Here is a 267-nt window from a genome sequence, read left to right as displayed (position 1 = left end):
AAGTATTAAGCATTGTAGAGATTTTAACGATAATTTTATTAAAGTTTATGATAAAATAAAAAATTCTTTTACGAGTTTACAAAATTCTCAAAAAAATGAAATTTTTATTCAAGAAATTATTCAAGATATAGATAAAACCAAAACTCAAATAGATGAACTTTACAATACTCAAAAAGATTTGATACAAATTTTAGGTCCCTTACTAACTCAATTTGAACTTAATCTTGCTAAAATTTATGTCTTAAATCCTAAAACCAAAGAAGATGC

1 pseudogene is annotated in these 267 nt (G+C 22.1%); it reads left to right on the top strand.

From position 1 onward, the window contains the following. Window positions 1-267, top strand: a pseudogene (locus CCO88_RS03780) (motility associated factor glycosyltransferase family protein); the annotation flags it as partial.

Origin of the sequence: Campylobacter coli LMG 9860, from assembly GCF_000254135.1 — a bacterium.
In the GTDB taxonomy this organism is placed as follows: domain Bacteria; phylum Campylobacterota; class Campylobacteria; order Campylobacterales; family Campylobacteraceae; genus Campylobacter_D; species Campylobacter_D coli.
The sequence above is the reverse complement of the archived record's forward strand: the minus strand, read 5'-3'. Positions and strand labels throughout refer to the sequence as shown.